Origin of the sequence: Crassaminicella indica, assembly GCF_019203185.1 — a bacterium.
Taxonomy (GTDB): Bacteria; Bacillota; Clostridia; order Peptostreptococcales; family Thermotaleaceae; genus Crassaminicella; species Crassaminicella indica.
Genome location: NZ_CP078093.1, coordinates 1,169,865 through 1,189,715, shown reverse-complemented (window position 1 = coordinate 1,189,715; position 19,851 = coordinate 1,169,865). Strand labels below are relative to the sequence as shown.

15 protein-coding genes and 1 pseudogene are annotated in these 19,851 nt (G+C 30.4%); 6 read left to right on the top strand and 10 right to left on the bottom strand.

Features of this window, described 5'->3' with window-relative positions:
• Positions 1 to 184 precede the first annotated feature (184 nt).
• Together KVH43_RS05605 and KVH43_RS05600 are read left to right on the top strand one after the other, a co-directional pair.
• Positions 185 to 2,209 carry a methyl-accepting chemotaxis protein gene (locus KVH43_RS05605; protein WP_218283859.1) on the top strand — a complete coding sequence of 675 codons (2,025 nt, stop codon included), beginning with the start codon at positions 185 to 187 and terminating at the stop codon, positions 2,207 to 2,209.
• A gap of 152 nt (positions 2,210 to 2,361) precedes the next feature.
• Positions 2,362 to 4,044 carry a methyl-accepting chemotaxis protein gene (locus KVH43_RS05600; RefSeq protein ID WP_218283858.1) on the top strand — a complete coding sequence of 561 codons (1,683 nt, stop codon included), beginning with the start codon at positions 2,362 to 2,364 and terminating at the stop codon, positions 4,042 to 4,044.
• Positions 4,045 to 4,098: 54 nt separating this feature from the next.
• Here KVH43_RS05600 and KVH43_RS05595 read toward each other — a convergent pair whose 3' ends face one another.
• From KVH43_RS05595 to KVH43_RS05560, 8 genes are all read right to left on the bottom strand, one after another.
• Entirely contained in the window at positions 4,099 to 6,090 is a 1,992-nt protein-coding gene (locus tag KVH43_RS05595; RefSeq protein WP_218283857.1) for a methyl-accepting chemotaxis protein, read from the bottom strand.
• Between the two features lie 273 nt (positions 6,091 to 6,363).
• On the bottom strand, positions 6,364 to 7,164 hold the full coding sequence (locus tag KVH43_RS05590) for an HAD family hydrolase (protein WP_218283856.1): 801 nt from the start codon (positions 7,162 to 7,164) through the stop codon (positions 6,364 to 6,366).
• Positions 7,161 to 9,647 (bottom strand): phosphoribosyltransferase, encoded by a 2,487-nt coding sequence (locus KVH43_RS13370; RefSeq protein WP_218283855.1) that lies wholly within the window; start codon positions 9,645 to 9,647, stop codon positions 7,161 to 7,163. Before KVH43_RS13370 ends, KVH43_RS05590 begins: the two co-directional genes overlap by 4 nt.
• Positions 9,598 to 10,788, bottom strand: a complete 1,191-nt coding sequence (locus tag KVH43_RS05580; RefSeq protein WP_218283854.1) for an HpcH/HpaI aldolase/citrate lyase family protein — start codon at positions 10,786 to 10,788, stop codon at positions 9,598 to 9,600. Before KVH43_RS05580 ends, KVH43_RS13370 begins: the two co-directional genes overlap by 50 nt.
• 144 nt (positions 10,789 to 10,932) lie before the next feature.
• The gene (locus KVH43_RS05575) at positions 10,933 to 11,514 is read right to left on the bottom strand and encodes a TerD family protein (protein WP_218283853.1); all 582 of its coding nucleotides are present in this window, start codon (positions 11,512 to 11,514) and stop codon (positions 10,933 to 10,935) included.
• Positions 11,515 to 11,535: 21 nt separating this feature from the next.
• On the bottom strand, positions 11,536 to 12,147 hold the full coding sequence (locus tag KVH43_RS05570) for a TerD family protein (protein ID WP_218283852.1): 612 nt from the start codon (positions 12,145 to 12,147) through the stop codon (positions 11,536 to 11,538).
• Positions 12,148 to 12,355: 208 nt separating this feature from the next.
• The gene (locus KVH43_RS05565) at positions 12,356 to 12,934 is read right to left on the bottom strand and encodes a TerD family protein (protein WP_218283851.1); all 579 of its coding nucleotides are present in this window, start codon (positions 12,932 to 12,934) and stop codon (positions 12,356 to 12,358) included.
• A 118-nt stretch (positions 12,935 to 13,052) separates the two neighbouring features.
• Positions 13,053 to 14,837 carry a methyl-accepting chemotaxis protein gene (locus KVH43_RS05560; RefSeq protein WP_218283850.1) on the bottom strand — a complete coding sequence of 595 codons (1,785 nt, stop codon included), beginning with the start codon at positions 14,835 to 14,837 and terminating at the stop codon, positions 13,053 to 13,055.
• A 277-nt stretch (positions 14,838 to 15,114) separates the two neighbouring features.
• Here KVH43_RS05560 and KVH43_RS05555 point away from each other — a divergent pair.
• The 4 genes and pseudogenes from KVH43_RS05555 to KVH43_RS05540 all read left to right on the top strand — a co-directional run.
• Positions 15,115 to 15,207 (top strand): annotated as a pseudogene (locus KVH43_RS05555) (MerR family transcriptional regulator); the annotation flags it as partial.
• Positions 15,208 to 15,232: 25 nt separating this feature from the next.
• A complete protein-coding gene (locus KVH43_RS05550) occupies positions 15,233 to 16,432 on the top strand; it encodes an RNA-guided endonuclease InsQ/TnpB family protein (protein WP_218284087.1) in 1,200 nt (399 codons plus the stop codon).
• A 185-nt stretch (positions 16,433 to 16,617) separates the two neighbouring features.
• The gene (locus KVH43_RS05545) at positions 16,618 to 17,688 is read left to right on the top strand and encodes a sodium:calcium antiporter (RefSeq protein ID WP_218283849.1); all 1,071 of its coding nucleotides are present in this window, start codon (positions 16,618 to 16,620) and stop codon (positions 17,686 to 17,688) included.
• Positions 17,689 to 18,067: 379 nt separating this feature from the next.
• On the top strand, positions 18,068 to 18,781 hold the full coding sequence (locus KVH43_RS05540) for a hypothetical protein (RefSeq protein WP_218283848.1): 714 nt from the start codon (positions 18,068 to 18,070) through the stop codon (positions 18,779 to 18,781).
• Positions 18,782 to 18,825: 44 nt separating this feature from the next.
• Here the strand turns inward: KVH43_RS05540 and KVH43_RS05535 are convergent, their stop codons facing one another.
• On the bottom strand, positions 18,826 to 19,014 hold the full coding sequence (locus tag KVH43_RS05535; RefSeq protein WP_218283847.1) for a hypothetical protein: 189 nt from the start codon (positions 19,012 to 19,014) through the stop codon (positions 18,826 to 18,828).
• A 386-nt stretch (positions 19,015 to 19,400) separates the two neighbouring features.
• On the bottom strand, positions 19,401 to 19,661 hold the full coding sequence (locus KVH43_RS05525; protein ID WP_218283846.1) for a helix-turn-helix domain-containing protein: 261 nt from the start codon (positions 19,659 to 19,661) through the stop codon (positions 19,401 to 19,403).
• Between the last annotated feature and the right edge of the window lie 190 nt (positions 19,662 to 19,851).

Sequence of the window (19,851 nt, the reverse complement as noted above, 5' to 3'; positions counted from 1 at the left end):
TATTCCTTAATATATTAAACACTATAAAATTCAGCATTTTCATAGCATGCATTCATCGTAAAATCTTTGATTTTTATAACAATTGTATTTTAAAAAAACAAATAGCTATTGGGATTATATCATTCTCTTAAAAAATATTTTATAATACAAAATAACTTTAAATTATAAAGAGGAGGTTAAAAATTTGAAAAAGAGAAATATATCTATCAAATTTAAATTTGCAAGCATATTCTTATGCATATTAGTCGTTATTGTTTTCTTTACTACTACTATATCCATACATACTGTTAATAAAGAAATGCAAGAGCAGCTACAAGTAGATGGCTTACTTTTAGCAAAAAAAATAGCAAAAGAAATAGAAAATAGCAAAACAACTGAAATACTCCTAGAAAAATTATTAGAGGATAAAATTAGGACTGTCGCATATTTAGTAGGGCAAAAAGAGAATATTTCTAATGAATATTTACAGCAAGTTGTTACTAATTTAAATATCTCTGAGATCAATATTGCTGATGCAAATAGAACTATACGCTATTCAAATAACCAGCTTCTTTTAAATACTAATTATCCTCAAAACCATTGTATATCTCCTTTATTTGAAAAAGGAGAAGGGGAAGTGATGGAAAATATTAGAGAAAGCAATTATGAAAAAGGTAAATTATTCAAATATGGTGCAGTAGCTTTAAATCGTAATCGTATTGTACAAGTAGGTATATCAGCAGATCAATTAAATATACTAAAAAATAAAATAGGTACTCAAAAGATTATTGAAGAAATCACTAAAAACGAAAACATACTATATGCTTGTATCATCGATAAAAATTTAAAAATTGTAGCACATAATGAAAAGAATCGTATAGGAAAAACTTTAGACGATATAGGTAGCAAAGATGCTGCGATAGAAGGAAAAAGATATAGTGATATATACGAATGGAAGCCTGGCATTTTTTCTTATGATATATTAATCCCTATATATGAAAATGGCAAACATATAGGAGCAATAAATGTTGGACTTTCCTTAAAAAACCTCGACCATACAAAAAATGATATCCTTAAAAAATCAATATTTATCTCAACGATTTCATTATTAATAGGAGGCTTTTTATTAATCTTATTTGTTAAAAGACTCATTGCTCCATTACAACATTTATCAAATCTTGCTGAAAAAACTTCTTCTGGAAATCTGACTGAAAAAATAAATATACATTCCAATGACGAAATCGGTCTTCTTGGAAATAGCTTTAATAAAATGATAGATAATTTAAAAGAAATGATCAGTAAAATCAATACCATCTCTACATCTGTTTTATCAGATACTAAAGAATTAGTAGATGTATCCTTACAAGTAGAAGATGTTTCAGAACAAATAGCAAGTGCAACCCAAAGCATTGCAGAAGGTGCTGAAAAACAAGTTATGTCCATCAGCGAAGCAACAGAAAGTATTCAAAGTGTAGTTACAAATATAGAAGATGTGAAAGTTGAAATTACAAAAGTTGTAGATCAGGCAGACCAAACCAATACAATTTTATCAATTGGTGAAGAAAAAATAGATGCCATGGCTCTACAAATAGATAAAATTAGAAATAGTGTTAATTCTTCTTCCAATGTCATCAACCAATTAGAATCAACCTCTAATGAAATAGGAAATATTGTTGATATCATTAACAACATTGCTACTCAAACAAATTTACTTGCACTCAATGCATCTATTGAAGCAGCAAGAGCTGGGGAAGCAGGAAGAGGTTTTGCAGTAGTAGCAGAAGAAATAAGAAAATTAGCAGAAGAATCAATGCACTCAGCAGACAATATTAAAGATCTGATCACCACTATACAAAATTATACGAAAAAAGCACTATATTCTATTGAAGAAGGAAGTAATGAAGCCGAAGCAGGAAAAATTGTTTTAGCAGAAGTATTAGACTCATTCCAAAACATTGTTGAAAAATTTACTGCTACCAAGAATAGCTTGTATACAACTAATCAAAAAATAGCAATTGTCAATGAAAAATCAGAAATCATTACTAGAAACATTAACGAGGTAGGCAGCATTACAGAACAATTCTCTGCAAATACAGAAGAAGTAGCAGCATCCACAGAAGAACAAACTGCTGCTATTGAAAGTATGGTAAAAACTATACAAGATTTAGAAGAGATTATCAAAGAATTACAAACTGCTATTCACAAATTTGAATACGATGATGAAAAATAATATATAACCAAAAATAAACCTCTTTACTTTCAAAGGGGTTTATTTTTTTATGTTGCATCTTGATACTATCATAAACTAATTTCAATTTGAAGTGTATTCATTTTCCTAGTATAATCAAAATATAAAGAAAATTGTCTATAAGGAGGGCACCTATGAAAAAACATTCTAAAACTAAATCATTAAAATCTAAAATTACTATCCTCTGTTTATTCATGTTTGGACTAATTCTTGCAGGATTGATAACACTCATCATACATACAGTAAAGACAAACATGGAAGAAGCTCTTTTAACAAAAAGTATTGAACTAGCTCAAGAAATAGAAAAAGAAATAGAAGGTAGAGTAGCAAATGATCAAATAAACTCTCAAAAAATTATGCAAAAAATTGTTGAACAAAAAGCTAGTCAAGACAATATAGCCTATGCTATAATCATCGACAAAAATGTTACAGCAATCGCACACAGCGATCGTCAAAAGCTCGGCAAAGTCTATAAAGATGATCCTTATACAGAAGATGGAGCAGTAAATGGAAATATCAAAACCTCTAAGTTCTATGCAGATGTACAAAAAATTTGGACCTATGATATTATGGTTCCCTTATATATCAATGGAAAACATATAGGTGCTTTAGATGTAGGTATTCCTATTTATGGCATTGAAAAAACAATAAATGCTGTAATTCAAAAAACCATAATTTCATCAATCATAGCCTTTATAATAATAGGTCTTGGTTTATTTATTGCAATAGGTAGATTACTAAATCCTCTCACAGAATTATCAAAATTAATTAACGCTACTGCAAATTTAGATTTATCAGAGGATACAACTTATGATGCTTTACAAAAAGCTAATGATGAAACAGGTATTATGGCAAATGCAATTTTAGACATGAGAACTGCTCTTAGAAAAATGATTATAAGTATTAAAAATCATTCTGAAAAAACCTATAATTACTCAGAAAGTCTTTCTACAGCAGCCAATGAAACAGCCATAACCATTAGCGAAGTAGCAAAAGCTACAGATGAATTAGCACAAGGGGCTACTGATCAAGCAAAAGCATCATCAGAAGGAATAGAAAAGCTATCAAGTCTTGGACAAGCAATAAACCATACTACAGAAAGTGCAAAGCTTGTAAAAGTAAACATTGAAGGAACTGGTACTACAAGTAAACAAGGTATGGACTCCATATATAACTTAAAAATGAAAATCAATGATACATTGAATATTACAAAAAAAGTAAATGAAAATGTAAATACATTATCAAATAAATCTGACTTAGTAGGAGATATTGTAAATACTATCAAACAAATCGCTACACAAACAAACCTTTTAGCACTTAATGCATCTATAGAAGCTGCACGAGCTGGAGAAGCAGGAAAAGGCTTTGCAGTAGTAGCCGATGAAATAAGAAAACTAGCTGAACAAACAGATAAAGCTACTGAAGATATCCAGCATATCATCTCCGAAATGCAATCAAGCATAAAAAGTGCTAATGAAAATATGGCTACAGCAAATGAAATTGTTTCTGATACATCTAAAGCATCTATACAAACAACAGATGCCTTTGAAGCCATAATAAAAACTGTTGAAAAAAATATTCAACAGGTAGAAAAGCTTACACAAAGCATCGAACAGATCGACCATGATAAAGAATCTGTATTTCGTTCTATAGAAAGTATAGCTTCTATCTCTGAGCAAGCAGCAGCTTCCACAGAAGAAGTAAGTGCAAGCGTTGAAGAACAGACAGCTACAATAGAAGAAGTATCTTCTATGGCAACTCATTTAGAGGAAATAGCTGGAAACTTAAAAAAAGAAGTAGAACGCTTCAAAATTTAATAGCTTATAAAAAACTCCACTATTTTAATCCATAGTGGAGTTTTTTTATATCACCTAAACTGTAAACCTCTCCATATCATTATTGAGTTTCATAGCCAACTCATCCAATCGATCTGCTGCTGTTGCAACTTGTCCTACTGATATTGCTTGCTGTTGAACAGCAGCATTTACTTCTTCTGCTGATGCAGCAGTTTCTTCAGATACGGAAGAAATATTTTCTATGGCTTTCACAATAATATCTTTTTCCTCCTTTAAATGATTTGCAAAATCACTAAGCTGTTCAATCTTCTCTGTTATCGTATGAACTTCATTTGATATTTTTTCAAACGATCTGTATACTTCTGCAACTGCTTCTGTTTGTCCTTTAGATCTTTCTTTTACTTCTTTCATAATATCTACAGTATTGTTACTTTCTTCTTGAACGTTTATAATAATTTCTTTGATTTCATGAGAAGAAATTCTTGATTCTTCAGCAAGTTTTCTGATCTCTTCAGCAACTACTGTAAATCCTTTCCCTGCTTCTCCTGCTCTTGCTGCCTCAATAGAAGCATTTAGTGCTAATAGATTTGTTTGATCTGCAATAGCATCAATAGTTTCTAATATATTTCCTATATCTTTTATCCTGTTGTCTAAATCAATAATAGCTGTTTCAATAGCTTGCGTACCTTCATTATTGAGTTCTGTTTTTTCTTTTAGTTCATTGACCATATTCATACTTACTTCACTTGTACGCATCACATGTCCAGCAGACTTTTTCATATGATCGAAATTTATTGCTAGTTTATTAAAATTATCAGCTAACTCTATGGTAAGATTAACACCCTTCTCTGCATCAACTGCCTGATCTGCTGCACCCTTTGCAATACTATCAATAGCTGCTACTACCTCTTCAGCTGATGAATTAGTCATTTCAGAAGTTGCAGCTAAATTTTGAGCTGATGCTGTAATATCCATAGATACATCCTTTATCCTCTTTGTAAGGTTAGCTAAATCTCCTACCATGCTATTGAAATGATATTCTAGTTGTCCGATTTCATCTTTTCTTTTTATTTTTCTCCTTATGGATAAGTCGCCCTCACTTACCTTTTTCATGTCTTGAACAAGAGTCTTGATAGGATTAGTAATAGATGTAGCAAATGCATATGCAATACCTATAGCTATCAGTAGAGAAATACTCCCCACAATAAGAGCATGTTTTAAAATATCATCCGTTTTTTCTTTTATTTCATCTATATACATTCCTACAGCAATTTTCCAATTTAATTTATCTAGTGTAGTATATACAGCAAATTTTTCATATATCATTCCGTTTTCTTTCCAATTGTAATTCGCAACACCACTTTTTTCTTTTTCCATTGCTTGAGCTACTTTCTCAATAGGTAGCTCCTTTCCTATAATATCTTTATTTTTATGGAATATAACTCTTCCATCACTATCTATTACAAAAGGGTATCCTCTTTCTCCTATTTTTACATCATTAAGCATTTCCTTTAAAGTATCTAATCCTATGTCTACTGCTAATACCCCAACTAATTGATCGTTTTCATCATATATAGGTTTAGCTGATGAGATAATCCATTTTTTTGTAAACTCATCCTTGTATGGTTGTGTCCATATTAGTTTTTGTTTTTTTACAGCTTCTATGTACCAAGGTCTTTGAGTAGGATCATAGCTTTCTCTTGGTTGAGGATATACTTTTTTATCTTTTGTTCCTATATATATAGATAAAATATCTTTGCGAATATTTTTAAAATTTTCGAATTTTTCCATTACTTCTTCTAATTCATCTTGATCAGAAAAAATCTCGCCAAAATCTGCTTCATTAGACATAACTCCAACAAAAATCTCAATACCATCTAAATAATTTGTAATAGCCATATTTAATTGCTCTATTGTCTGTGCAGAAGATGCCTTTAGTTCTCTTTCCGTTACACTTACCGACTTCAAATAATCATTTATTCCCAAGCACATTAGTGGCAAAGCAATAAGAATTACAAATATTGCAATTAACTTGAATCGTATTCCAACTTCATTGATTTTCTTCATTTTTTCCCTTCCCTTCTTAATAGGTTTATTATCTGACGGTTTAAATATTTTTCATTAAATTATATAACACACCACATTTTATAGTATATAGCAGTTATTACCATATTGCTATGTACCTAAATTGTGAAATTCGATAGAATTCTATCATTTTTTGAAAGAAAAGCCATTTCTTTTTCATATGCTCGAAATTTCTATAAATTCTTATATATTTCCATTAAATGTAATATCCTGTTCTTTCTTTTTACATAAAAATAAGCGGTATTAACCGCTTATTTATCCTGCTTTCTTCGCATAGCTATTGATTTTTTCTAGTATTTCCTCTGCAGCTAGAATACCTTCCCTTTCTGTAAAAATGATATTTTTTGCTTCTCCATCAGCTCTATAGCTTTTATAGATTTCTCCATGAGCAGGAGCAAAGCTTATGTCTGCTCGTTTAAGCATGGGAAGATCCAAAAGTGAATCTCCTGCCGAAATAATAAAATCTATGTTTTCTTGTTCTTTTATATATTGAAGCGCTCTCCATTTGCATACACAATGCGGAACAAAGTACAGCTTTCGTCCCTGTAGTGATACCTTCCAGTTTCTCTTCTCCAACCAATCCATGAAGCTATATATTTTTTCTATAGGCATTTTCTTTCTATCAACAATACAGTAAGTAAATAGCTGATCAGCTGTTCTTCTTTTTATAACCCATTCCTTAGATGCAATCTCTTTAAATTTTAGCAAAACCTCTTCAAAAGGCAGACATTCCTCTTTTATTTTCCTTTGAATAGAATTGTTCCACTCTACATCTATTTTTCCATCTATTAATATATTTCCACCATTGCTAACAACTGCATACTTAGGTACTTCCTCTTGAAAAAGTGTGATCCTTTCATATTGTTCGATAGTACGTGTTGTTACAGGAATGAATAATAATTCTTCCCTCAATTTTTTTAACTCTTTTATTGCCTTTTCTGTCATAAAAGATATTTCTTCATCATCTTTTTTTTCAATGAGCTTAATACCTTCTCTATTAGAAATGAATTTTTTTGAATAAATTAATGTTCTGTCCAAGTCGCTTGCAAAGATCATTTTTCTTCTCCTTTTAAAGGTTTTATAATTCCACAGCATTGATAAGTCATATCATTATAGATTTCAACTGGCACATTTCTATCTTCTGCTAGTAATAAAATGTGCTTTAAATTAGGATTATTCATATCCTTTACTAGAATTTTCCACGGAACTCTTCTCAATAGTACTCTTGTAGTTTCTCCTATTCCCGGTTTTATAAGATTGATATCATCTATTCCAAAAACCCTCTGAATATTTTTTATATCCTTTAATCCTGCCCATGTTGGCGTAGTTTCTTGTACTTCATTTATAGCTGCTGCTACCAAAGCTTTTACTGCTCCAAACTCCTTTGTAATAGTATCTATAAATAGATTCGATACATCCTCGTCAGCTAATTCTTTATAATATTTAGCTCCATGATAATCTCTTGGACCAATCATATCTTTTCTGTGTACAGTTCTGCTCACAAGTCCTGAAACAGTAGCATTTAAACATGCACTAGCAATTAAAAAATCCTCCCTAGTACCAAATGTAGCTACGCAGTATCCAGGGTCTGCAAGTACTGCCAAATCATCATTCAAATGAACGCCGTATTTTTCTTCAAATTCCTTGCATGCCTTTTCAAGTACCTTTGTAATAGCTCCTTTTCCTGTCCAACCATCTACAAACTGAATACTTTTATCTGGATGTTTTTTTAGAATATATTTTATAGCATTTTCATCAATTCCTTTTCCTCTTATGATTGAAATGCTATAGTGAGGAATATCTAATCCATATTTATATGCTATATAGCGTTTGATAAGTATCCCTACAGGAGTTCCGGCTCTTGCTAATGATACAATAACAATGTTTTCCCCTCTATTTTTTATTATTTTTTCAGCAACAACCCCTACAGCTAAGCTTAGCTTTTTAGCTGATTCTTTTAAAGAAATATGAAATAAATCTATATATTCCTTTGTAGGCTTATATTCTTTCGGGAGCATTTCAGAATAATGTATACCACTTTGAATTAATTTTTCTCGCTCCTTTGTTCCCTTCTCTTCCATCATATTGCTTATATCCTTCAACAAAAAAGTAACATCATCTTTATCATAGCTTCCCATTTTACTAGGTTCTTGCAATTTATAATTATTTGAGCATACAATCACATTGATATATGGAATACCTAAGCTTCTTAAAGTTTCCATAATCTCATCCATTCTCTCTTTAGCTACTTCTCTTTCGAAAAATATAAAACAGTCATCATAATATCCATAAGGAATATTATAAAGATAGTTCATGATAAATGGATCATCAGGGCTTTTAAATGAATAAGCATTCTTAATAGCATATTCTGATTTTGTAGCAGGATGAATAGGACTTCTTGTTGAAGAATGATATAATACCCCATCACCCATATAAGCTGCAATCTTCATAGGAATATACATAAATTCTCCAGTTCCAAGACAAAGGGTTTTTTTTCCTTTTCTTTTTACTTTTAAAAGTTCCCCTATTTTTCTACATACATGACCAACTTCTTCACAAGCTTCACTTTTTATGCCAAACCTTCCTGTCTCCTTTAAATAAGGACATGTATTTATTTTCCCTCGGCTATCTATAGATGAAAATAATAATTGTTTAAAATATTGCTCCTCTAATCTGATAACATTTATTTTCGACTCTACTACAGCTTTTCTATTTTCTTTTTCAATAGCTACATCATCTACCGGCTTTCCTTCCACCTCAATAGTTCCTGAAACTAATGAAACCGTGTATATTTTTATCCCTAATCTTTTTTCTAGTTCTTCGTATCTTTTTATGTCCTCTTCTTTTCTCCAATCTAATATAGATAAAACAACATAATTTTTTCTTGGAAATTTGTTTTGTATAGCTTCAATAATATTTACTACTGTTTTTCCTGTTGTAATCTCATCATCTATCAAAACAATAGGCTCTTTTGACTGAAGTAAGTCCTTATCTAGTGGATAAAATCTATGCGTAGTAGCATGAGAATGCTCCTCTTCAAAGTTAATCTCTGAAGCTATGTTTAAAATATCTTCTCTTGTTGTATGAATATAGCTAACATTTTGAAGTTTTTCAAAAACACTATATCCAAGAGCAGTAGCCGTTTCTGCAAATCCAATCAATAAAGCCTTCTCTGGTAGTGTGATAGTCTGTTTTCTAATACTTTCATATATTTTTTTACATTCTTTTTGATCGACTATCCCTTTAACTATATCTTCTGTATGAGAGTCATCAATTTTATAGACCTCTTTCATCAATGCTCTAGCAAGTAAAGCTCCCGTCAGTAACGATATTTGTGGAATAACAGGAATATGCTTTCCAAGAACTTTACTGACAAATAAAAAGCCTCTTTTTTTATTTCTTCTTGCAGCCATTGAAAAAAGCGACTCCAAAGGAATTTCGTATTGATTCTTTGTAATATTTATAACTACACGTAAATCATTAAGTATATTATAAATGTGTCTTTTTGGTAAGCAAGCTTGTAAAATTTTCTCCTTCATGATACACCCCATATATTTTTGATTTTTTTAGTATTTTCTTCGCCCAATTAAGATGAGGCTTAATTTCATTCATTTTATTTTCATACTGACTTTTCATTACTCCAACCAATCCATCATTATTTTTTATAATGCTTAATGCATCCATATACTCTTCATGGCTTATCACATATAATGCTTGTACAGGAGTAATATGACTTGGATGAATAATAGTTTTTCCAATAAAACCATTAGCTTTGTCTAACAAAACTTCACGAATCAATCCATCTAAATAAGCATTTAGTAATTCTCTTCTAACTTCAATACCTTCTTGTCCATAAGTCTTCTCAAAAGGAGTTGTTCTAAGCTGTGGCTTTAATACTCTATCTCCACTTGAAAAATACTCCCATACAGGAGCAGATACAACATAATCCTTGTCCACCCTTGTAAAATAATTTAATATATCTACAATACAATCTCTGATTATAGAAATATCATAAATCGTCATATCATAACCCCTTCGAAGACCAAAGAAGCTTGAAAAATCTGTTGCACCTAATCTTATATTTAGTACTAACTCTTCATATTCATCTAATATATTCCTAATCCCTTTTAATGATGCCATCCTAGTCTCTTTATAAAGTATATCCGATGTTTCTAAAATAGGCATCCCATATAGCTTAATTCCTAAAATAGTATTGATATTTTTTAAGCTTTTAAAAAAGTTCTCTCCATTTTTCCATGAAAACTTAGGAAATACAAACCCTGTAAGAAATGAAAGCTTTTCTCCTATTTTATCTGCAATCCTAAGCATCTGATCAGCATCCCGTACTCTTAAAAAAATAAAAGGAATATTTTTATAATCTATCCTTCCATCTTTTACAGCCATAGATAAAGCATTTAGGTTTTCACATACCTTTTCTTCAGCCTCTCTTACAGCTTTATCTCCAATAGCATCCTCAAGGCACATGACCATAGATACCATTCCTGTATTTTTTTTATGTATGATATCCTTTACAATGTTTTCCTTAGTAGCAGGCATATATAAAACTGCACCAAGAGCATAGGATACTATTTCTTTTGAACTATCTTTATGAAAAGCTTCTGGAGGAGAATAAAAAATAGCATTAATCTCCTCATCAGTTAAATAATCAAAATACCTCATGCCGAATCCCCTTCAAAATTTATTTGGTTTATAAAAATTGTATCAAGAAAATTTGTCAAAACCAATAGTAAAATAAATAATTTGAAATACTTTTTAAATACAAAACCCAAAACGTAAAACGCTTTGGGTTTTATATGAAAGTTATTAATCTACTTGAAGTCCATAATTTCTGCAAAGAGCAGCTAATCCTCCCTGAAATCCACTTCCAATCGCTTTAAACTTCCATTCTCCATTATGTCGATAAATTTCACAAACAACTAAAGCTGTTTCGATAGAGAATTCTTCTCCTAAATCATAACGAAGTACTTCTTCATTTGTTTCTTCATTTATCACACGAACATAAGCATTTGAAACTTGTCCAAAATTTTGTCCTCTTTGTTCTGCCTCATGAATTGTAACAGTAATACCAATAGTATGTATATATTCAGGGACTTTTGAAAAATCTATTTTTATTTGTTCATCATCCCCATCACCTTCTCCTGTTCTATTGTCTCCTGTATGAATTACAGAACCTTTTCCGCCCTCTAGGTTGTTGTAAAAAACAAAGTCCTGATCATATTTAACTTTTCCATCCTCTCCAGCTAAAAATGCTGAAGCATCTAAGTCAAAATCATATCCTCCTGCATACTTATTAGTATCCCATCCAAGTCCTACAATAATCTTTTTAAGTGAAGGATCTGATTTTGTTAAATCAATTCTTTGTCCCTTTGATAAATTAATACCCATAAGTTACAACCTCCTTGTATCTTACATATATCTTTTTACAATTTCGCTAAGTGATGTATCATTTGTTCCTTCACCGATTGCAGCAAACTTCCATTCTCCATTATAACGATAAATTTCTCCTACTATTAAAGTTGTTTTTCCTGCATAATCGTCTGATAGGTTATATCTAATTAACTCTTTCATGTCTGCTCCATTTACTATACGAATAAAAGCATTTTGAATTAATCCAAAATCCTGCTTTCTTCTTATGCAATCATAAATATTTACAACAAACACTAATCTATGTATGTTTTGAGGAATCATATTAAGGGTTACAAATATTTGTTCGTCATCCCCTTCTCCTTCCCCTGTAAGGTTATCCCCTGAATGAATAACACTTCCACAAGTACTTCTTAAATTTCCAAAATAAATAAGATCTTGTTTTCTAGTAAGCTTTCCATTAGCATCTAGCATTAGCACAGATGCATCACAGTCGATATTTGGCGTATTTCCTCCTCCAAAAAGACTGGATAAAAAGCCTCCTCCACTTGTTTGTTGAGCAGGATCCCATCCTAACCCAACTATAATTTTAGAAAGTCCAGGATTAGATTTTGTTAGATCAATTCTTTGTCCCTTTTGTAGATTAATCGCCATGATTGCTCCTCCTTAACATAAGGCTGCTCTTACAACCAAAAGTAACCTTTATATATAATATTATTAATTCTAACTTTTATTAAAAATTCCTGCTAAATATTTCGCATTTCTGCCTAACATACATCCCGTGAACTACACCCCACTGCTCCATTAACATCTATCTGACAAAAAAGGCAGAGCCAAAATAAAAGGCTCTCCCTTTTTTATTTTATACATTTAGTCCAAAGTTTTTACAAAGTGCTGCAAGTCCTCCCTGAAAACCACTACCGATTGCATTAAACTTCCATTCTCCACTGTGGCGATAAAGTTCTCCTACCACAACAGCTGTTTCTATACTAAAATCTTCTCCAAGGTCATATCTAATCAATTCTTCTCCTGTAGCTTCGTTCGCAATACGAATAAACGCATTAGATACTTGTCCAAAATTTTGATTTCTCTCTTCTGCTTGATGGATAGTAACTGTAAAAGCGATTTTATGTATATTTTGAGGTACTTTACTTAAATCGATTTTTATTTGTTCGTCATCTCCATCTCCTTCACCTGTTAGATTATCTCCAAGATGCATTACAGACTGTGCTTCATCCTTTAGGTTATTATAGAAGATAAAATCCTTCTCACTTGTAACCTTTCCATTCTCTCCTAACATAAAAGCAGCAGCATCTAAATCAAAATCATGTCCACCATCATATTTGTTTACATCCCATCCAAGTCCCACTAACACCTTTGTAAGCCCTGGATTTGTTTTTGTTAAATCTACCTTTTGTCCTTTTTGTAAGCTAATTGCCATACTAAGACCTCCTATTTTATATCTTCTTATGGACTACCTATCATTGTAAGAATTCTTCATATTCATCTAAATTCCTTCTATTTGTCAAGTATTTTTCAAATTTACTAAAAATATACCTTTATAACTTAAAATAATCTACTAAGCTCTTTAAATTTTCCATAGTTTCAATTATTTTATCATTTTCTTCCTTCATCAACTGCATAGCACTATTCTCCTGCTGTGCAAGACTTGATGTATGCTCAATAGATGCTGAGTTTTCTTCTGCTATCGCTGCAACCTGTTCTACAGCTGATCCAATTTCACCACTATGATAAGCTACATTCTCTAGGTTTTTAGATACATGCTGAATTTTTTCTACCATATTTCTTACTTCTTCATTTATCTTATTAAAAGATTTTTCTGTATCCTTTATTTGTTTTGTTCCATCTTCTACCTGTGCATATCCATCTTCTAATGCTTTTGTCATGCTGCTTGATTCATTTTGAATATCTTCCACGATTTCTCTTATTTCAGAAGCTGAATTTTTAACTTCCTCTGCAAGCTTTCTAATTTCTTCAGATACCACAGCAAAGCCCCTTCCTGCTTCTCCTGCTCGTGCTGCTTCAATCGCTGCATTTAGAGCAAGAAGGTTTGTCTGTTCTGAAATATCGTTAATAACCTTAATTAATTGAGATATATTTTGAGTCTTTTGATCTAATCTTTTTACCTTATTAACAGAATTCTTAACCATATGATTGATTACATCCATTTGATCTACAGACATTAATAAATTCTGATTTCCTATCTCTGATGCTGTTAATACTTCTTCTGAACTCTTTTTAAGCTCTTCTCCCTTTAAATTAGTTTCTTCTATTAATTTGCTTAAATTATTTATGGCATGAGCAATATCCGTTGCAGAATTTGCCTGTTCTTCAGCACCTACTGCCATTTGCTGCATAGTAGCTGCAATTTGTTTACTTCCTTTTCTTACTTCTTTTGATATATTCATAAAAGTATTCGCTTGAGCATTTACTTCTCCTGATACATATACGATTTCATTTAACATACCTCTAAGATTATTCACCATTTGATTAATAGAAGAAGCTAACTGTCCAATCTCATCTTTTCCCTCATAATCAATACTCTCTACTGTAAGATCTCCTTGAGCCGCTTTGTTACTGATTTGAATGACACTTTTTAAATTGTCTCTGATACTCCTGCTTATCATAAACATAATTATAACACTAAATAGAACAATACATATACACGTAATCAAAAGAATTTTCACAGTTCTTTCCATATCTTCATGTGCCTGCTTAATTGCCACTTGACGATCCTGCTCTATTATCTCTTTCATTTTATTTAAGAAACCTACTGTATTTTTTCTAATAGTAGATGTTTTTCTCTTTGCAGCAATAAGCTTTTCATTATTTTTAAGCTTTACTGCTTGAACAATTTCCTGCTGTACAATAGCATGCACTTTTTTATTGTTTATAACAATATTGTCATACAAATCCTTTAGCTCTTTTGTATTCATAATAGGTTTAATTTCATCTAATAAAATAGTAAAATCTCTTCTTGTATTTTCGTATTCATTAATATACCTATCTTGTCCATAAAAAATAAATTCTCCTATTTGTACGTCCTTTTCTCTAAATATTGAACCCATTTGAGTTATCATAATGCTTCGCTGATCAATAGCTTCAATCTTTTTTATATTTTCATTGATATTAAATATGGAATGAATAGTCATACCTACAGAAATACTGAAAAAAATGATTACAACTGCTAAAACTAATCCATATTTATATCCTATTTTTAAATCGTTCCAAAACCTATTCCCTTTTTTTCTATTTACCTTCTTTTTAATATTTTTTAGTTTTTCTTTTTTAAATAGCTTCAGATTAAATTTTTTAATACTCATTTTTTCACCCCTCCATATTAGAAATATTTCGACACAGTCCCTATTATTTCCTGCTACCATAAGTAAAATTTGTATTATTTTACAATATACATTCTAAACATTTAGTTGTGAAAAGCTCTATAAACTGATAAAATATATGTTATAGCTATAAAAATTTTTTCTTTGAAAATTAATAAAAAGGAAGTAAATTAAAAGCCAAAATATATTTATAAATTTTTATAAAAATCTTGTAATTTTCTATAGTTTTATACTCATAATTAATTATGAGGTGGCTAATATGAAATATTATAGCATAGGCGAGTTTGCTAAATTAATTGGAAAAACTCAGCAAACACTGAGAAACTGGGATAATAGTGCTAAATTAAAACCTGCAATGATAAGAAAGTTGAGAAGTGATGATTAGGACATATAAAGTAATGTTAAAACCTAACAACAAGCAAAAAACTAAATTATTTGAATGTGCAGGAGTAAGCAGATGGGCATATAATTGGACTTTAGGTAGACAAAAAGAAAATTATAAAAATGGTGGTAAATTCTTAAATGATAGCGTTTTAAGGAAAGAACTAACACAGCTAAAGAAAACAGAAGAACATAAATGGCTTAATGAGTATTCTAACAATATCACAAAACAAGCTATTAAAGATGCTTGTAACTCTTATAAAAGATTTTTCAATGGATATAGTGAATTTCCAAAGTTTAAGTCTAAAAAAAGAACTAAACCTAGCTTTTATCAAGATATAGAGAAGATAAAATTTACAGATACTCATGTTAAACTAGAAAAGTTAACTACAAGTAGAAAGAAAAATAGACAAAAATTAAATTGGATTAAGTTGAGTGAAAAAGATAGGATACCGACAGGTGAAAACATTAAATATATTAATCCAAGGGTAACTTTTGATGGTCTTAACTGGTGGATTAGTGTTGGCATTGAAGAAGAAATTGAAATAGAAGATAAAGAAACAGAGCCTATAGGAATCGACTTAGGTGTAAAAGATTTAGCAATTATTAGTAATGGTAATAAGTATAAGAATATTAACAAATCACTAAAAATGAAGAAGTTAATTAAGAAATATAAAAGACTTCAAAGACAAATTTCAAGAAAATATGAGATGAATAAAACTAAAATAGAAGGAGGTGAAAACCGTTACGAATACCACAAAACTAAAAATATTATAAAAGCTGAAAATAAACTAAAAAAGCTTTATAGGAAAATTAAAGGATTAAGGGACAATTACATTCATCATATAACAACATCTTTGGTGAAAGCCAAACCAAAGTATATTGTTATTGAAGATTTGAATGTAAGTGGCATGTTAAAGAATAAAAAAGTATCAAGAGCAATACAGGAACAATCACTAAGAGAGTTTAGAAGGCAACTTGAATATAAATGTAATTGGTATGAAGTTGATTTAATCATAGCTGATAGATATTACCCTTCAAGTAAAATGTGTTCAAGTTGTGGTAATGTAAAATCAGATTTAAAATTATCAGATAGAAAGTATATATGTGATAATTGTGGATTAGAAATTGATAGGGACTTTAACGCAAGCCTTAACCTTAGAGATTATCCTAAATATGATAAATCGGTAGCTTAATCACTTAAAAAGATACTACTGATATGTACCCATTCGTTAGTGGGGAATTTACGCCTTTTGAGAGTCATATCAAACAGGAGTAGCTTAGGCAAAACTGGACTCTATGAACAAGGAATAAAGCGTTAAACTTATAAATCTTTAGTTTGTTTATAAGTTTTTGTAGGTATTTTGTAACGGATTATTCAATGTTTGATTGGATCAATAATATATGGATTGCCTTTATTATGCTATTTGCTGCTGCATTGGTAATAAATCAAGCATCAGATAAATTAGGAGATGTTCTACACGTGCTTGGATTGAAATTAAAAATTTCAAACTCTGTAAGAGGTGCAACCTTTGATGCTGTTGCTTCATCTTTCCCAGAGTTTTCAACAGCTATGGTAGCTGTAATTGTTTATAAGGAATTTGCAGATGTAGGAGTTCCTACCATTGCTGGTTCAGGAATATTTAACATCCTATTAATTCCAATGCTTTCTATATTCGCATACAAAGGAACAGAAAAGTTAAAAGCCGATCGATCTGGTGTATATCGCGATATGATTTTTTATACTATTAGTATATTAACATTGATAGCTACATCTTATATAGGCAAATTTTCCCCTGCTTCAGGAATAGTTCTGATATGTATTTATATAGGGTACATCATAACCTTATATTATCAGACAAAAAAATACAGAGAAGATCTTACTCTCGGAGAAGAGATTGCTGACACAGCAGAATTGCAGCGTGAGCTTGAAGATGAAGGTGAAGATGAAGACTTTATCGATATGCCTTATTCAAAAATATTTGGTGTGATAGTTATCGCCATTGCATTTTTATGGGTAAGCTGTGATGCTATTGTAAAATCTGCTTTAGTGATTTCAGATACATTAAACATCCCAAAAATGCTTGTTTCTGTAATCATATTAGCTGCTTGTACATCTATTCCTGATACACTTTTATCTATAAAATCTGCTAAATTAGGTGATGCAGATGGAGCAGTATCTAATGCAGTAGGATCAAATATATTTGACATTTGTATTTGCTTAGGCGTACCTATGATTATTGCAAAAAAAGAAATCCCTGTAAGCTTCGGTGAAAATATTATAATCTTTGCTTTCTTGTTAATATCTATGTTTACAACAGCAGCATTGCTTCTTAAAAAAGATGGAGTTAGCAAAAAAAATGCATCTATTATGGCTGTTGTTTATGGGTTGTTCCTTTTATATGTAATAGGTGTCTCAGTTGGTTTAATCCCACTAAATATACTTGTATAAATATTTAAACAAAATGGCTGTCGGTAAATCATTAAACGACAAAAAGGACTCATCTCTTTTTCGAGATTTGTCCTTTTTTCTTTTTTATTTCTCTAAGTCTCTATATTTTACTGTACTCCTATAATTGTTCTGTTGCTATCATTATATTAATGGGTTAATCCTATTTAACTTTCTTAGTTTGATAATTTCCTTATGAAAATTACTTGAAATAGTCTATTTTACTATATTATATCATGGTTATATAGGTTGAAAGGAAGAATGTACGAGTTTTGAAAATGCTAAAAAATGGAATTGAATATGGTATAATAGAATAAGATAATATCCGTTAAACTAATGGTCAGTATAATTTTTTTACAAAATAATAAAGGTGTTGATCATAATGGAATTTTGTATAGATATAATTAATAGAGCTATATCAAAAATAAAAAAAAGTTTCATAAATGTTAGTATTATTTTGTTATGTATAATTACTACAACCAACGTACTATGGACATTTTTATCTGTACAGAATATAGGGATATCTAGCTCAAAAGATGGTTATTATCAATTAATTGTTCAAGATGAAGGCGCTGTTCTTTTAGGTGATAATACTGTATCCGTACTTTATAAAAGCAAATATGATATTTTAAGACATATGATATTTAAAACATTTATAAATAATGATGGAAGTATGCTTACTACTGAAAATTGTAAGATTGAATGGAATAATCACACAGCTGAACTCACACTAATAAGTTCAGAAGGATTTGCAAAAAGATTTTATTTTCATTTTGAAAAAATATGTTTAATCTATAGATTAGTTTTTATGCTGTCGATATTGCTACTGGTATTAATTATAAAGTCCAAAAATGTAGAAAATGAAAATTGGTTTTTCATTAAAATATTTGCATTTTATATAAGTTATTGCTTCTCAATATATTTATGGGATTTGAGAATTCCTATAGGTATATTAACAGGACTTATTATTATAAATAAATATACTAAAAGAAACGTGAAGATTAAAAAAAATATATTGAGTATATCGATGCTTATATATATGTTTCTAAATTATTACATTCCTTATTTATTACTTTTATACAAAAATAATATATAAAACTGCCCTTTCTCCACAGTTACAGGTTAAGAAGAAGAGCAGTTTCATTTATGATCATAAGGTAGTGCAATTTTCCATGATAGACTTGTATATCTTTTCCCATATATTCTAAGAATCTCAAATAAAATTTTTATTTTATGATCTTCAGGTAAATTATAAAAACTATTTCGTCTATCACGCATATGATCCCATATGGCATTTCTGATATCCATTAACATATAACTTTTTGCCATAATAAATCTCTCCTTTTTTTGTTTTTTTATTTTCTACATAATTCGTAACACTTGATTTGGATGGATCAAACTATTCTTCAAACCATTCAACTTCATCAGTTCATTGACTGTCATATTAAATGATTTTGATATAGACCATAGGATATCTCCTGCTTTTACGGTATAAGTATTAAAATTACAATCGCCATATGAGATACTGCATACTGTCCGTTTAACTTCCCCTAAAGGAAAGTTTAGTCCAGAACAAGAAGTAGATCTTAATTCCCTATGACCCTTTATAGTACTGATACTATATTTGTTACATAAGTACTGACATAATTGTATAAGAGCTTCTAATTGGATTTTAGATATTCCATTAGAACTATTGCATCCGTCATGCGATAGTTCTAAGCCTTTTTGTCTTCACTTAAGTATTTGTATAGAGTTGATTTTGACACACCAAAAGCTTTGCATATATCTTTAACAGAGATACTTTTGTCAGCCATCATGGATTTGGCCATAGCAATTTTATTTGTATCCATTACAGGTGGTCTGCCGCCAACTCTTCCCCTAGCCCTTGCCGCTGAAAGCCCAGCTAAGGTTCTTTCTCTAATGGCTTCAAGAATTAAACCGTTTGTATCATTAAGCATATTATCTATGATTTTCACAGCTAGAACAGGTAGTGAGTCAGATCCGTATATCATTGAAAATGGTAATAAAAAATAAATGTAAATATTAATTTGCATAATTGGATTTAATTATTAATAAAAATAATAAACGCATTAAAATTGAGAAAGATACCAATAAAATCACTGCTTTTGGTATGGAGTACTTTTTTGAAACTAGTTTATTAAAATA

Bases quoted from the DNA above. Each gene is read 5' to 3' on its own strand.
- KVH43_RS05600 (WP_218283858.1), top strand. From the start codon at position 2,362: ATGAAAAAACATTCTAAAACTAAATCATTAAAATCTAAAATTACTATC.
- KVH43_RS05595 (WP_218283857.1), bottom strand. From the start codon at position 6,090: ATGAAGAAAATCAATGAAGTTGGAATACGATTCAAGTTAATTGCAATA.
- KVH43_RS05590 (WP_218283856.1), bottom strand. From the start codon at position 7,164: ATGATCTTTGCAAGCGACTTGGACAGAACATTAATTTATTCAAAAAAA.
- KVH43_RS13370 (WP_218283855.1), bottom strand. From the start codon at position 9,647: ATGAAGGAGAAAATTTTACAAGCTTGCTTACCAAAAAGACACATTTAT.
- KVH43_RS05580 (WP_218283854.1), bottom strand. From the start codon at position 10,788: ATGAGGTATTTTGATTATTTAACTGATGAGGAGATTAATGCTATTTTT.
- KVH43_RS05575 (WP_218283853.1), bottom strand. From the start codon at position 11,514: ATGGGTATTAATTTATCAAAGGGACAAAGAATTGATTTAACAAAATCA.
- KVH43_RS05570 (WP_218283852.1), bottom strand. From the start codon at position 12,147: ATGGCGATTAATCTACAAAAGGGACAAAGAATTGATCTAACAAAATCT.
- KVH43_RS05565 (WP_218283851.1), bottom strand. From the start codon at position 12,934: ATGGCAATTAGCTTACAAAAAGGACAAAAGGTAGATTTAACAAAAACA.
- KVH43_RS05560 (WP_218283850.1), bottom strand. From the start codon at position 14,837: ATGAGTATTAAAAAATTTAATCTGAAGCTATTTAAAAAAGAAAAACTA.
- KVH43_RS05550 (WP_218284087.1), top strand. From the start codon at position 15,233: ATGATTAGGACATATAAAGTAATGTTAAAACCTAACAACAAGCAAAAA.
- KVH43_RS05545 (WP_218283849.1), top strand. From the start codon at position 16,618: ATGTTTGATTGGATCAATAATATATGGATTGCCTTTATTATGCTATTT.
- KVH43_RS05540 (WP_218283848.1), top strand. From the start codon at position 18,068: ATGGAATTTTGTATAGATATAATTAATAGAGCTATATCAAAAATAAAA.
- KVH43_RS05535 (WP_218283847.1), bottom strand. From the start codon at position 19,014: ATGGCAAAAAGTTATATGTTAATGGATATCAGAAATGCCATATGGGAT.